This window comes from Legionella oakridgensis ATCC 33761 = DSM 21215, from assembly GCF_000512355.1.
GTDB lineage: Bacteria > Pseudomonadota > Gammaproteobacteria > Legionellales > Legionellaceae > Legionella_A > Legionella_A oakridgensis.
Genome location: NZ_CP004006.1, coordinates 1,203,149 through 1,218,295, shown reverse-complemented (window position 1 = coordinate 1,218,295; position 15,147 = coordinate 1,203,149). Strand labels below are relative to the sequence as shown.

The following is a 15,147-nucleotide window of genomic DNA, read 5'->3' as shown; positions in this document are numbered from 1 at the left end:
TTTCAGTGATCATGAATGACGGTACCTGAAAGGCCATCCAGTAATGATTTTCATTTTGGAGATATGTGATAATAAGTTGCCGTTTTAATCGATGCCACATGCAACCATTGTGTTTTTCCGGCCACACGAAACCCTGTTTCATCCAGGTTTTTTACGGCAGCAGTTTTGACTGCAGACAATACCGATTCTTCAAATGATGCCAATGTATCAAAGGCAATCCGGTTATATCCAGTCCGTGTTGCAGTAGCCAGTTGAATTCCGTACAGGTCATAAAACAACTGTTGCAGCCTGTCTTCTGGAATAAAAAATGCTGATATTGATAATACACGCTCCAACTACGAATAACTTCACCGTATTGGACAGGGGCAAGAACACCTGCAGGAAATGCTGCTGTTATCGTTTTATTACAGCACTCGCAATATTTTACTTCAGCCTGATGTTCCGTGACTTCAATTTTGGGTAGTGGAATATCAAAAACCTGGCGCTTCACAATTCCAATCACCGGCGTTGAAACTAATGAACCATAACAATCCGGGCATGTTAGCAATACATGGTTTTTGACAATATCTGGTGATTTAATCTGTTTTAACGTTTCGCCCTTGTGGCCTTTTGGGCCACCACTGTTACGTTTCCCATTTTCACGTAGTGATGTCGTACGGCGTAGTTTGCCTAACCCGTCACTTGACGGGGGGCTTTGAGCTGTTGCTGCTATTCTTGTTCAGTCGTTTTTCCAGCTCTGCTATTCATGCAGCTATTTGATCATAACCGCATAATTTTTCAAGTGTTTTTTACATTAATTTAATACCTGCCACTTGCTGGAGATCCCTCGCTGCACTCGGGATGACGTGGGGAGTTATATTTTCTTTTTTATAAGAATTGTTTATTCCGTCATTCAAATACGGATGCAAAGTCATTTTTTGACGGTAGCCAGAAGCTTTTTTTAGAGTACAAATTTACATTTAATTTACACGCCTATGCTTAAAATATAGGTATATTACCACACAAAGTGGACTATATTTACACTGCAATTATCATTTCATGGGAAGTAACTCGTAAAGTACAAAGTTAAAGGCATGCTACTTTAACGACTGAAAGACACTGAATAGCGATCAAAAATAACTCTCAGAAGCTGCAGTACGTAGTATCAATGCCTATTGCTGGGAGACGCATCATGAGTGACCAAACATTAAGTTTGCGAGGGATCGCAATTTCTGGCGCTGAAGCAGGATCAGACGTAAGTTATGCTTATTTAGGCATGCCGTCTTACGCCGTCGACATGGCCTATTATGCAGAGCATGGAATGAATACGGTTAGAATACCAATCAATTGGTCTTATATTGTAGACCATGCGAACGATATTCAAGCTTCAATAACAGGGCAAACCTATTTAGCACGGGTTCTAAGCTCGGTTGAGGATATGCTTGATCATGGTCTCAATGTAATGTTAGACCTGCATTCTTATATGCGATTTTCGCCGGGCAGCTATGCTGGCTCAGGCAACCAAATTGCCACCGCCCAAGAAATGTACAACATTTGGTCAATAATAGCGGATACCATGCATGATGTTGCTCAAGAACACCCTAATGCTCTGCTGTTCGAAATTGCCAACGAACCAAACAGCATGTCTTCACAACAGATGCTTGCCAATAATAATGCCGGCATTGCCGCCATTCGTGATGCCGGATTAGAAAATATGGTGGTATTACAAGGCAACAGTTGGAGTGGTATGCACTCCTGGTATGAAGTTGGTAGCGCCACTGATGGCATCAGCAACGCGCAAATCTTAATCCCAGAAAATATTATTGACCCTTTGAATAACTATGCGATAAGTGTGCATCAATATGTGGATTGGAACGGCAGCGGAACCTCCCCTACCGGTCAATCACTGAATAATTTTATCAACTATGCCAATTTCAACGAATTTATGGAATGGGTTCATGAGCATGATGTTAAGGTTATACTCGGAGAATTTGGGGGTGGTAATGATCCGAATGCAATTGCGGATGTGAATTACTTACTTCAACAAGTCGAGTCTAATCCTTATACAGAAGGAGAAGGAGGATTTATTGGTTGGACCGCTTGGGTAGGAGGTCATACCTGGGCACAATACAACTTTAATTATATTGGGCCCAATGCAGACGGTACGGATAATGCATTAATGACACAGATTTATGATAATTTTTTAGACGGTAGTTTTGTACCACTGCCTACGCCAGATCCACAGCCAGGACCAGAGATAGATCCATCGCCAGAACCAACCCCGGATCCAACTTCAGATCCCGTAAATAATGTAGGTGAAACACACCAAATAACCTGGAATTGGGGCGCACGGGAAGTGATACAGGGTTTCGATGCCCAATCAGACGTCATTGATTTGGGAGCCTTTTGGAAAGGGTATCAGGATATAAGCCTGCATAATGACGGCCAGGGTAATTTGGTCATTAATTTGCTGAATGTAGACAACCACCTGATTACTTTGATGGGAATCACCCTTAATGAATTCGGTGCTGGCAACTTGCATGGAATGACTGGGGGAAATTTCCAAGATGCGGTGGAGAATGATGCAAAATTTTATTCCTTCAAATGGAACTATGGATTACAGACGGTCATTAATGATTTTGATCCAAACGCTGGTGTAATCGACCTAAAAACATTTTCCAGCAAGCAATTTAGCGATCTTGTCATCAATGAGAATGCGGAAGGAGATGCAACCATCTCTCTTGGCTTTAACAATCAACTCATAACGCTCGTTGGTGTGGATGCAAATGCATTATCCGCCGATAATTTCGTGGGCCTAAATGGTCAGTTTGCAGATGCACTGGCACCAAATATCATTGCACAACCAGAGCCAGAGCCAGAACCAGAGCCCGTTCCTGAACCAGGACCAGAACCAGAGCCAGAGCCTGTTCCTGAACCAGGACCTGTGCCTGGGGAAACAGAAGTGGAGACACAAGTTTTCACGTTCGGATGGAATTGGGGTGGTCGACAAATCATCCAAAATTTCGATGCAGATCACGATCAACTTGACCTAACGGCTTTTTGGACTAATTTTAGCAGTTTCAATATTCATGAAGACGGCGAAGGTAATGTTGTGATTGACATGCTCGAACTAAATAACCAAACAATCACCTTGTCGAATACAACCTTAGCCTCGCTAAGCGCGGAAAATTTTAAGGGGGTCACAGGCAGCTATACAAGTGCAGTCGAAGTAGATCCTGTAAAATTTTATGACTATAACTGGAGTTATGGTACAAATTCCAGCATTGATAATTTTGACCCCGATATTGGAGTGATTAATTTACTAGCCTTTAATCAAAGTTATGATAAGGTACAAGTGTCTGATAACGCGAATGGAGATGCCGTCGTAAACCTACCGTTCGATCATCAAACCATCACCTTAATAGGGGTTTCATCGGATGATATTTCGTCAGATAATTTTCTTTTCTAGAAAATCTAAAAAAACCTGTATTACGGCTACGCCTAATGCAGGCTACAAGTGCTAAACAACTCTCAGGCAAGATTAAATAAAACCCCTCAAACGAGGGGTTATTTTAATCATCGAACGGTATTCGTTGTGGCAGGTGCTTTGAGTGTTTTTGGTTTTGGTACGATCGGTGCCAACTGACCAGCCGGTGCTAAACCTTCTATACGTTGGTAATTTTTACCTGGCGTATCAGTGGCTCGTATTTTATTTGCATCGCGACAACGCTGATTATAACATTTTATTTTGCAGACACCATCAACGCAGCCATAGCACCCCCAGTCGGCCCAACAGCAAGCCCAATTACCGCCAGACTCTGTCCAAGTTCCACCAGAGACTTCACAAGTGTTTTTCACGTCGCTGTTATCACTTGCTTGTTGAGCAAAAACTGAGAAACTGAAGGTAAACAATAAGATTCCTAATAAGCTAATCCATTTTTTCATACACAATTCCTTTAAATCCATTTTGATTTATTAATAATAGCTCAGAGTTAACATCAGGGGTAATACTTTGCTTTAACTACCCCCAGAGTCCCATATTTATAGAAACAACGTGTTATTGCGCGTAGAAAACCAGAAAACTCATATATATACAGTCATACCACTGACGCTGTAAATCTTGTTATACCGCTTTTTAACGTAAGCGCAGATATCTTTTACGTAGAGAAAGGTTACCGCACGAACATCGGCTTTAAGCTCTGCTATCTCATGTGCCGCCGTTACGTAGCTTTCACTACCCCCATTCTGCAAGCATGGTTAGAGAAGCCTAATATTAATATCACTAGAGAAGACAACCGCCCTCCCACGACACCTGAAACGATTGCAAAAGTTGTAACAGCACCATACAATTCCACCGAAAATCCAATCACGCAAATAACTTTGCGAAGGAATTTTTGCAAATCGCTTCAGAATTTCTTTCGTAGTATGACCATGTTCTAAGTTTTTTATTGCCAAATGATTGTTCCTATAAAATAAAGGTGGCGATGATAAAATAGATTGACACACTAATAACATCTTGTAGAGCTGTTGCCAAAGGACCGCTGCCCAAAGCTGGATCTCCCCGATAAATGTTAAAAACAATAGGCGTCATACAAGCTAAAACCGTAGATACTGTAACTGCCAGGAACAAGGATACACTCACCACTAAACCGATAGAAATATCTTGGGAAATCAAAATAGCACCTATTCCTCCCAAGAGACCAAGAAAACCACCAATAAACATTCCTATAATTAATTCTTTGAAAAGATAAGCAAAAATATTAATTTTGAATACTGTTATTGCTCGAATAAAAAGGGTTTCTGTCTGAGTACCAACTGAATCAGCAATATAGGCAATGACGGGAATAAAAAAGGCTAAAGCTATATTTTGTTGTAAAGTTCTTTCAAATCCTCTTGCAATCACACCCAATCCTATACCAACCACTAACCCCATAATCAGCCAAGGCAGCCTCGCTTTAAGGATAAACAATAAATTACCGGTTGCAAGTTCTAAGATATGAGATCCTTTGCCTCGAATACCTGAAGACCTTAAAAAATACTCGAGGTGCTCCATATGCAGGATATCAATTATTTTATCAGCAAGAATAACACCCAATAGCTTGCCATCCTTCTCAACAACAGGAACTGATTCAACATCAGCCTTAATGGCCTCTATAGCTACTTTCTCTTGACTTAAAGATGCAGAGATAGTGATTTTAGGTTTAGTCATTAAATATTTAACTGGTTCACTTTTATTAGCGGCTAAAACCTTTAAAACTGGAATTAAACCTTGTAAAATACCTTCCTCCGATAATACAAAAACGTTATGAATATCTCCCCAGTCTCTGCTCGAGAGCATTTCCACTACATCAGCAGCTGTATCTGACACTTTAACTATAGGTACCGAGGTCACCATTAAGCTTCCAGCAGATCCAGTAGAATAGATCTCTTTAGGACTTTCTGTATATCCAGCCCAAACAGGCAATGAATTTTTATGTGTCATGGCAAATCCATTTTAATATCGTTCCCAAAATTAATTTTAATGCATTGGTAAATTATAACGCTGGAATTATCCTTAAATCATTGACACGGAAAGTCGCACCACAAGAAACTAGAAATAGACCATCAATTTGTTAGGGAACCACCAGCGTTGTTTCCCCCATAACCTCCATCAACTTCTTGTGAATCTTGATTAACCGCACCATCACATGAGCTCAAAAAGAACATTGTTCCAATTAGTCCAATGAACGCAACCATTTTGCTTATTTTAAATTTTGATATTTGACACCCCTTAATAATAAACGCTGTTTCAACTTGAACTTTTAAGGCTTCTTACTAACTTGTTTTTACTAAGGCATCCACAATCAAATCACTGACATCAATGGCATTAGTTACATGACTTATGGTGTTGCAAGTGAAGATTTGCGTACCCATCATTCCTGATAACACAGAATAAGCATCTTCTGCAAAAAGTGCATGCACGCCAATACAAATTACTGAATTAAGCCCTGAATTTTGTAAATGCTTCACAGTTTCCATCATGGTTCTGGCGGTTGAAATGATGTCATCGACTAATACAGGTGTAGAGGATTTAATATCGGAGATACTTGGCACCGAAATAACCACTTCTTTATCACCGCGTCGAATTTTTTCCAAAATTACATAAGGAAAATTCCCCTTTTCCGCAATGTCGGCAACCCATTGTTGACTTTCCATATCAGGACCAATAATGACTGGCTTATTAACATGATTTTTTATCCATATTGCTATATTCCCTGTGGCATGCAAGACAAAAGTGGGTATTGAATAGATTTCATCCAAGGAGTTATAACGATGCAAATGAGGATCAATTGTCATCAACCAATCAAAGGATGTTGACAAAATTTCAGCAAAATAACGCGACGTAATCCCCTCACCCTTATGAAAACGTTTATCTTGACGTAAATAGGAAAGGTAAGGAGCAATCAAACCAATTTTTTTAGCGCCTAATTCTTTGGCTGTTTTAGCAAAAAATAGTAAAGGTACTATCTTTTCATCGGGTTGACTTAAGCTGTTCACCACAATAATGTTGCGATTTTTTATTTCCGAATTTATTTTTAAATAACACTCTTTATCTGGAAAACGATGTAATGTCACATCACCTTGTTCCACATCAAGATGTCCAATGAGCTTCCTGCTTAGTTCAGAGGGCTCAAAAGAAAACAGGATAGGCTTCACGATAGTTCTCCCAGAGAAATCATCTTTTTGCTCTGAATAAAACCCCGCGCATAATTTAGCTCACCGGCTGATTCGGCATGAATCGTAAAGAGTGGTTGCCCCTTTTCAATGGTGGTTCCTATTGGGGCATGAAAATCAACTCCCGCAGCTTTTGAATGAGGAGCACCTGCAAGCTTACCCATTTTGGCTAATAGGCGATTATCAACGGCTATAACCTTCCCTGTATGTTCTGATACAACGGTATGTGTGAATTGTGCTGTTGTCGGCATTGACATACCGCCTTGTGCCTCACATATGGCTTGAAATTTTCTAAAGGCTTGCCCTGAATCTAATAATGATTTAGCTATACTCATACCACTACCAGCTTTTACCGTAGGGGAAAATTCAAGCGCTGTTCCCGCCAAGGTTAATGCTCTTTCACGCAAATCCAGTGGCGCATCAGGTAAGCCTTGCAATACTGCTAATACATCACGAGCCTCCAAAGAAGGACCAATCCCACGTCCTACAGGTTGGGAACCATCAGTAATTAAAGTATGGATACTCACTCCTAACTGCTTCCCTATTTCTTCAAGAGCCTGCTTCAGTTCCGAAGCCATAGTAACATTTCGAATTTTTGCAGTAGGTCCTACTGGCATATCGATAACAATGTGCGTCGAACCTGCAGCAATCTTTTTTGAAAGAATGGAAGCAATCAGCTGGCCCTCAGAATCCAAATCAAGTGCTTTCTCAACACGAATGAGTACGTCATCGGCAGGACTTAATGCAACGGAGCCACCCCAAACGATGCAACCCTGTTCCTTTTCAACTACCCGACGCATTTCATCTGGACTCAGTGCTACCGGTGCCAAAACCTCCATCGTATCGGCCGTTCCCGCTGGAGAAGTAATCGCTCGTGATGAGGTTTTAGGAATCATCAATCCAAATGCTGCAAGAATAGGTACCACAATGAGCGTAGTACGATTTCCAGGCAGTCCACCAACACAATGTTTGTCTACAACAAGATTAGAAGACCATTTTAATTGTTCACCGCTACAAATCATTGCATGGGTAAGTGCCTTAATTTCACCCCTATTTAATCGTCCGCCAGCGCATGCAGTTAAAAAAGAGGCGATTTGAATATCTGAAAGTTGACCACTCAATATATCATTCACAATTTCTTGCATTTGCTCCAATGAAAGCGAATTTCCATAAATTTTAGAATGAATAAAACTCAATGATTCAAGTGGTGCTGGGTGAGACAAACGAATTTCGTCACCTTCTGCAGCATGCAGGGTTTCCCAGGCATAATCAGATAAACCCGCCTCACCTGGAAGAATAACCTCTGATTCAATGAGATTAAGTGTAGCAATTATTGAATAGCTACCTAGACTCACTTGAATACGCGTCTGAACCTCAAAACCTTCCGAACGACAAATATGACAATCCGGTCGCATGTAGATAATTGCTTCATGATAGGTATTAATTCCAAGATGTTTTAACCTTAATGTATGGTTAACCTTGATCACTGCAAGTTCTCCGATTGCAAATAGGAAGGAACAGAACAGTGCCAGCCAAATTGTTTTTCGACTTTTTCTTTAAAGGACTGTGCACTTTTTATCTCGCCATGAGTGATAAACACTTTTTTGGTGGACGCTTAAAGTGTTTTAACCAATCCAGTAATTCTTGATAATCTGCGTGAGCTGAAGCACTGTTCAATATTTCCACCTTCGCACGCACAGGGATTAGTTGACCATGAATTTTTAATTCTCGCTCACCTGCCATTAACCTTGCTCCTCGCGTACCACCTGCCTGATATCCAGCAAGAAGTATGGTACTTTTATTATCCGGTGCAAATTCTTTTAAGTGATGCAATATACGACCACCTGTCAGCATGCCACTCGCAGAAATAATAATTTGTGGTATTTTTTGGCGATCAATTTGTTTCGATTCATCAGGAGTACTGGTGTAGGTTGCAACATCACACAGCCCCTTACATTCTTCCTTACTTAATCGGTGATCGTTCATATAAGCACATAAAATATGAGTAGCATTGATCGCCATAGGACTATCCAAATAAACAGGAATACTATTTGGAATAGCACCACTTTTTTTAAGTTGATACATATAATAAAGAAGGCTTTGTGCTCGACCCACAGCAAAAGCTGGAATAATGACTGATCCACCTCGTTTAATCGTTTGGTTAATAATTTTACCTATTTTAGGAAGTGGATCGGTTGTATCATGTAATCGATCACCATAAGTTGATTCCATCACCATATAATCGGCCTCATCAATCAAAGTAGGTGCTTTCATAACCAGTTCATTAGGGCGACCTATATCCCCGGTAAATAAAATTGAAGTGTCCCCTTTTTTATTTTTATAAAAGAAGCGCCAATAATATGTCCTGCCCGGCTAAACTCAAAATTCAGATCGTTAAATAACGGAAAAGAAACACCAAATTCAACTGTTTCACAGTGTAATAATGCCTTTCTTGCATCAGCTTCTGTATAAAGCGGTAAGGCAGGCTGATGTTTTGAATAACTGTATCTATTCGCAAATTTAGCATCATCCTCCTGGAGATGGCCACTATCAGGCAACAAAATAGACGATAAGGCTTTTGTTCCAGGTGACATATAGATCTTCCCTTTAAAACCATTTTTCACCAATAAAGGTAAGTAGCCTGTATGATCGATGTGTGCGTGAGTCACAATCACTGCATCTATCTCTTGAGGATTGATAGGAAATTTTTCCCAATTACGTAAACGTAATTCTTTATAGCCCTGGAAAAGACCACAATCAATGAGAATCTTTTTTGAATCTACTGTTAATAAATATTTAGATCCTGTAACCGTCTGGGTCGCTCCTAAAAATGTAAGTTTCATTTAATCTCCTGAATTGTTTGTTCCTTTAACTCACTATGCCAGCGCCACATCACATAAACCACAGGAATTACAATTAAAGTCAGTAAAAGGGCCGAAAAAACACCTCCTACCATGGGAGCCGCAAGCCGCTTCATGACATCCGCACCAATACCAGTTGCCCACATCACCGGTAATAGACCAAGTATATTAGCCAACCCTGCCATCACCATAGGGCGAATACGTGACACCGCACATTGTTGCACCATCTGAATTAAATCCGGCAAGGTTTTGAGTAATCCTTTTTCTTTTTGGCTGTTGTAATCCGAATCAAGATAAGCAAGCATCACTGCACTAGTTTCCGCAGCAACACCTGCCAGGGCAATCATTCCTACCCAAACTGCGATACTCATGTTGTATCCCAATAAATAAAGCAGTAAAAATCCACCAAATAAAGCAAAAGGAACACCAAGCATCACCATCAAAGTCTCGGTGATGGTGCGGAAGGTAAAGTAAAATAAGACAAAAATAATGGCTAAGGTGAGTGGCACAAAAATTTTAAGCCGCTCATAAACCCGTTGCATGAACTCGTACTGACCTGACCATGCCAATGTATAGCCTGGAGGTAATTTCACTTTGGCTTTGACTGCTTGTTTTAACTCCTCCACATAGCCACCAATATCACGATTACTGATGTCAATGAACACGTAACCTGCTAGCATGGCATTCTCATCGCGAATCATGGCAGGACCTGAACGAAAGCTTAAAGTCACCAATTGCGCAATAGGCACTTCAGCACCACTGGGAGACTTGACTAAAATGCGATTGAGCTTATCCGGATCATCGCGTAATTCTCGCAAATAACGCACGTTAATTGGATAGCGCTCGCGCCCTTCAATCGTGGTGGCAATGTTCTCACCACCAACGGCCGACTCTATAATCCGATTGACATCCATAATCGTTAAGCCATAACGTGCCAATTGATCGCGATTAATCTGGAAATCAAGAAAGTAGCCCCCAGCCACCCGCTCAGCATAGACAGTACTTGTACCCTTTACTTCTTTGGCCACCATTTCAATTTCTTTGCCAATGGCTTCAATCTTTTTAATGTCAGGACCAAAAACCTTAATTCCTACCGCAGTTCGAATTCCTGTGGTGAGCATGTCATTACGTGCTTTAATGGGCATGGTCCAAGCATTACTCACTCCTGGAAACTGCAAAGCTTCATCCATCTCTTTCACTAAGCTTTCATAAGTCACCCCTTTACGCCAAAATTCTTTAGGCTTTAACTCAACAATCACTTCCATCATGCTAAAGGGTGAAGGATCGGTTGAGGTTTCAGCTCTTCCTGTCTTTCCAAACACATGCGCCACTTCAGGGAAGGCTTTTAATTTCTTATCCATTTCCTGAAGCAAAGAGGAAGCTTCTGTCACAGAAATACCAGGTAAAGTCACTGGCATATACAAAATGGTGCCTTCATAAAGGGGTGGCATGAATTCAGAGCCTATGAGTTTATAAAGAGGGACCGTACTTAATGCAGCGACCACTGCAAGCCCTATCACAACATTGCGATGCTTCAAAGCTGATTTTAAAACCGGTGCATACATTTTTTGCATTAAACGGGTAATCGGATGTTTTTGTTCAGGAATGATTCGACCACGTACCAAAAGAGGCAATAGCACGGGAATCAAAGTAATCGCGAGCAAAGCACTCATAAAAATAGCCAGGTTTTTGGTGTAAGCCAAAGGTGAAAACAGTCGTCCTTCCTGAGCTTCCAGGGTAAAAACAGGCATGAACGAGATGGCAATCACCAATAGTGAGGAGAAAATCGCAGGACCCACTTCCTTTGCCGAATCGATTAGCACTTGAGTACGATCGCCTGGACTTCCTTTCGCTTCCCAATCTGCCAAGCGTTTATGGGCATTGTCGACCATGATAATGGCCGCGTCCACCATATCGCCAATGGCCACAATGATGCCACCGATGGACATGATGTTAAGACCTATTTTGAAAAAATAAATGGGAATAAACGAAATCAAAATCGCAAGCGGTAAGGTAATGATCGGAATCAAGGCCGAGCGAAAATGACCTAAAAAAACTATGATGAGTAACCCCACCACCACCAACTCTTCAATCAAGTTCCAATTGGCGGTTGAAATGGCCTCGTTAATGAGATGACTGCGGTCATAAACCGTGACCATTTTAATCCCTTCAGGAATCGCAGAAGCCAATTCTTTCAATTTATCCTTGATGCGACCTATCACTTGCAGCACGTCTTCACCAAAGCGCATAATGACAATGCCACCGACTGTCTCCCCTTGACCATTTAAATCAACCACACCCCGACGCATGTCCGAGCCAAGCTGAACACTCGCCACATCACGCAGTAAAATCGGCGTTCCATTGGCATTGGTGCCAACGGCTATTTTTTCGATATCATCGGTCGACTTAATGTACCCTCGCCCGCGGATCATATACTCTACCCCTGAGAACTCGATCACCCGACCACCGGTGTCGTTATTGCTCATGCGAATTTTTTCGATGATGTCAGGAACCGATAGATTGTAGGCAAGGACTTTGACTGGATCCAAATTGACTTGATACTGCCTGACAAATCCTCCTACACTTGCCACTTCAGACACCCCAGGAATCGCTCTTAACCAATAACGTAAATACCAATCCTGAAACGTGCGTAACTCGGCCAGATTATGCTTCCCATTTTCATCCACCAAGGCGTATTGATAAATCCAACCCACCGGCGTTGCATCAGGTCCTAATTGCGGGGTCACCCCTTCGGGTAATTTCCCAGCCAGTTGACTCATATACTCCAAAACACGACTTCGCGCCCAATAAATATCGGTACCGTCCTCAAAAATGATATAGACATAAGAAAAACCAAAATCAGAAAATCCTCGAACAGCAACAACCTTCGGTGCAGATAGCAATGCGGTTACAATGGGGTAAGTGACTTGGTCTTCCATGAGATCGGGAGAGCGTCCCATCCAAGTGGTGTATACAATGACTTGCGTGTCTGAAATATCAGGAAGCGCATCCATCCGGGTATTTTTCAAGGCGATGTAGCCCATGAAAGAAAATCCGAGCACAAAAAGCAACACAATAAAGCGATTGCGTGCACAAAATTCAATAATCCATTCAACCATAAAATCCCTTTTACTCCATAAGAATCTCCTACACTTTCTCTGCTTTCACAAGGAAGAGTGTTATGTGATAACGTCTGTTTCGCACATAAAAAGCACTTCATGCTTTTTGTTATTAATGCCGCATCCCGCCCATAGCGGCTTTTAACTGGCTCTCTGAGTCAATGAGGAAATTAGCCGAAGTAATGATGTTATCCCCTTCTTTAACTCCTTGTAAAATTTCTAACAAATCACCTGCCCGCACCCCAAGCGTGACGTCTCGCCATTCAATCTTACCATTGCCATGATAAATAAAGACCACCGCCCGTTCACCCGTGAGTAAAACGGCGTTTTTAGGCACGACAAGACGCTCTCCTAATGGGATTTTTAATTCCAGATTAACATACATACCTGGTTTTAATTGTTCTTTTTGATTATCTACTTCAAAGCGCACCTTGGCCGTGCGCGTTTTCATGTCAATGATGGGATAAATAAAATCAAGCTTGGCTTTAAATAATTCATTAGGTAAATAACTAAGGGTCAAATCAGCCATTTGTCCAAGCTTAATGTAAGGAAGCTCGTATTCGTAAATATCTCCCAAAACCCATAAGCGCGATAAATCAGCAATCGTGTACAATTCATCTCCCGGTTCAATGCGCATGCCTATCAGCGCCATTTTTTTAAGAACTGTTCCTTGAATGGGTGAATGAATAGTCATCGTCCGAGTGATTTTCCCAGTGCGCTTTAATTGTTCAATATCTTCCTCAGTAATCCCCCACAGCAACAACCTTTGATGAGCTGCTTGAAAAGCCCCAAGGGCTCCGCGAGCAGCACTCGATGTGGTGTTTTTGCTTAAGATTTTTTGCGCATTAAAAGCAAGTAAATATTCTTGCTGAGTAGCCACAAGTTCCGGGCTATAAACGGTAAACAGAGCTTGGCCCGCTTTCACTTGTTCACCCGTGAAATTGATGAACAATTTCTCTATCCAACCATCAAAGCGTACATGAATATGAGCAACACGTCGCTCATCCGCTTCAACGCGCCCTACAGTGCGGATTGTTTTTTCAACCATTTGACGGCGTACTGGCTCTGAAGTGATGCCAATGGCTTGCAAGCGGACTGGATCAATCACAATCTCATTGTTCTGAGTGGGCTGTTTCATATCCATCTTGTCATGCCCAGCGGTTGTATTTTGCGCATGGATTAATGGCATCAAAGACAGCAGGCTCATAATGAGAAAACTCTTTATAATCAACTGATAATTCATAAATACGTCCCTGTAATTTCTTCGATTTCTGCGATCGCTTTTTCATGTTCAGCAAGCTCACCATGCCATTCCAATTCGTTTTCTTGAAGGGTCAATAAATTATTCAGCGTCGTTAAAAAATCGACTTTGCCTACCCCGTAATTGGCTTGAGAGGAAGTAAACGTCAAAGTGGCTTGCGGGATAATGGTATGTTGAATTAATTGGATGAGTTTTGCAGAACGCTCAGCCAACAAATAGGCATTCTTCACTTGAAAGGAAAGCATGCGATACGTTGTGTGCAAATCTTCAACATCCGCATTGTAGCGGGCGAGTGATTCACGCACCGCATTATTTTGTTTTTGCATGAAATAAAGAGGAACAGTCGCCTTCAGCAACACTTGGTAGCCTTTGGTATTCATCGCCGTATCACGAAGTCGTCCCCCCTCGATTTCAACATCAGGGAAATAATCCATTTTGCTTAACTTTATGGCTTGCTGCCCCTTTTGAACACTGCGTTGTTGCATGATTAATTGGGGGGCTCGCTGCTTAACCAGTGAATAAAAATGTGACAAATTATGACGAAGAGGCGTGACTGACAAAGTCGAAGGGGTACTCACTGCAATTTCCAAAGAACGATTTAAAAGGCGATTGATATCCGCTTGCAGGGATTCACGTTGTTGCTTTAAGATGACCAAGCGCATCAAAAGACGCGAAATCTCCGTTTGAGCTCGATAAATATCTTGTTGCGGTGTTTTTCCTACACTGTAATTGACTTCGGCACTTTGTTCCATTTCATGAAGAAGCTCTTGATTTCGTTGCACAATTTCAATGGATTTATTAACAAAATAAAGGTCATAATAAAGCCTTTTTAATTGAGCAATAACCGCGAAACAAGTCGCTTGGTATTCCGCTTGCGCTCGTTTAGCCTCCAAGGTAGCTATTCTTCCTCGAACAATGAGCTTGCCAGGAAAAGGGATTTCTTGTCCTGCGCCCAACATTTGCTCGCGTCTGGGGTCAACATCCATAGGAATGTTCTCAGACATATGGATGTAACCGGCATTAAGCTTGGGATCAGGCAAAGCACTGGCTTGTGGAATCACATGGATTGCTGCAAACAAACGATCGCGCGCGGCCCGAATCTGTGGATTGTTTTGGGTGGCTTCCTGAATTAACTGAGTTAAACCGGGCATTGGCTTGGCATAGGTTAAACTGCCAATTAGACAAGAAATCCATACCATAGCCCAAACCATTT

The 15,147-nt window shown here is 41.6% G+C and carries 9 protein-coding genes and 2 pseudogenes; 1 reads left to right on the top strand and 10 read right to left on the bottom strand.

Annotated features, from left to right (window positions below; translation table 11 throughout):
• Nucleotides 1-50: 50 nt before the first annotated feature.
• Both LOA_RS15780 and LOA_RS16195 read right to left on the bottom strand, forming a co-directional pair.
• Nucleotides 51-335, bottom strand: a complete 285-nt coding sequence (locus LOA_RS15780) for an IS66 family transposase (RefSeq protein ID WP_052335864.1) — start codon at nucleotides 333-335, stop codon at nucleotides 51-53.
• A gap of 83 nt (nucleotides 336-418) precedes the next feature.
• Nucleotides 419-547 (bottom strand): annotated as a pseudogene (locus LOA_RS16195) (IS66 family transposase zinc-finger binding domain-containing protein); the annotation flags it as partial.
• Nucleotides 548-1,171: 624 nt separating this feature from the next.
• Here LOA_RS16195 and LOA_RS05820 point away from each other — a divergent pair.
• Nucleotides 1,172-3,448, top strand: a complete 2,277-nt coding sequence (locus LOA_RS05820) for a cellulase family glycosylhydrolase (protein ID WP_042238757.1) — start codon at nucleotides 1,172-1,174, stop codon at nucleotides 3,446-3,448.
• A gap of 107 nt (nucleotides 3,449-3,555) precedes the next feature.
• On the opposite strand, the gene LOA_RS05815 is transcribed toward LOA_RS05820, so the two are convergent.
• From LOA_RS05815 to LOA_RS05780, 8 genes and pseudogenes are all read right to left on the bottom strand, one after another.
• Nucleotides 3,556-3,924: a hypothetical protein gene (locus LOA_RS05815; RefSeq protein ID WP_025385528.1), complete on the bottom strand. Its 369-nt coding sequence runs from the start codon at nucleotides 3,922-3,924 to the stop codon at nucleotides 3,556-3,558.
• A 520-nt stretch (nucleotides 3,925-4,444) separates the two neighbouring features.
• The gene (locus tag LOA_RS05810) at nucleotides 4,445-5,461 is read right to left on the bottom strand and encodes a magnesium transporter (protein ID WP_025385527.1); all 1,017 of its coding nucleotides are present in this window, start codon (nucleotides 5,459-5,461) and stop codon (nucleotides 4,445-4,447) included.
• A gap of 332 nt (nucleotides 5,462-5,793) precedes the next feature.
• Entirely contained in the window at nucleotides 5,794-6,675 is an 882-nt protein-coding gene (locus LOA_RS05805; RefSeq protein WP_025385526.1) for a ribose-phosphate pyrophosphokinase, read from the bottom strand.
• On the bottom strand, nucleotides 6,672-8,180 hold the full coding sequence (locus LOA_RS05800; protein WP_025385525.1) for a thymidine phosphorylase family protein: 1,509 nt from the start codon (nucleotides 8,178-8,180) through the stop codon (nucleotides 6,672-6,674). The genes LOA_RS05805 and LOA_RS05800 overlap by 4 nt, the downstream gene beginning before the upstream one ends.
• Nucleotides 8,177-9,536, bottom strand: a pseudogene (locus LOA_RS05795) (MBL fold metallo-hydrolase RNA specificity domain-containing protein). Before LOA_RS05795 ends, LOA_RS05800 begins: the two are co-directional and overlap by 4 nt.
• Nucleotides 9,533-12,673 (bottom strand): efflux RND transporter permease subunit, encoded by a 3,141-nt coding sequence (locus LOA_RS05790; RefSeq protein WP_025385524.1) that lies wholly within the window; start codon nucleotides 12,671-12,673, stop codon nucleotides 9,533-9,535. The pseudogene LOA_RS05795 and the gene LOA_RS05790 overlap by 4 nt, the downstream one beginning before the upstream one ends.
• A gap of 112 nt (nucleotides 12,674-12,785) precedes the next feature.
• Nucleotides 12,786-13,916 carry an efflux RND transporter periplasmic adaptor subunit gene (locus LOA_RS05785; protein WP_025385523.1) on the bottom strand — a complete coding sequence of 377 codons (1,131 nt, stop codon included), beginning with the start codon at nucleotides 13,914-13,916 and terminating at the stop codon, nucleotides 12,786-12,788.
• A complete protein-coding gene (locus tag LOA_RS05780; protein ID WP_042239211.1) occupies nucleotides 13,913-15,133 on the bottom strand; it encodes a TolC family protein in 1,221 nt (406 codons plus the stop codon). Before LOA_RS05780 ends, LOA_RS05785 begins: the two co-directional genes overlap by 4 nt.
• Nucleotides 15,134-15,147: the final 14 nt, after the last annotated feature.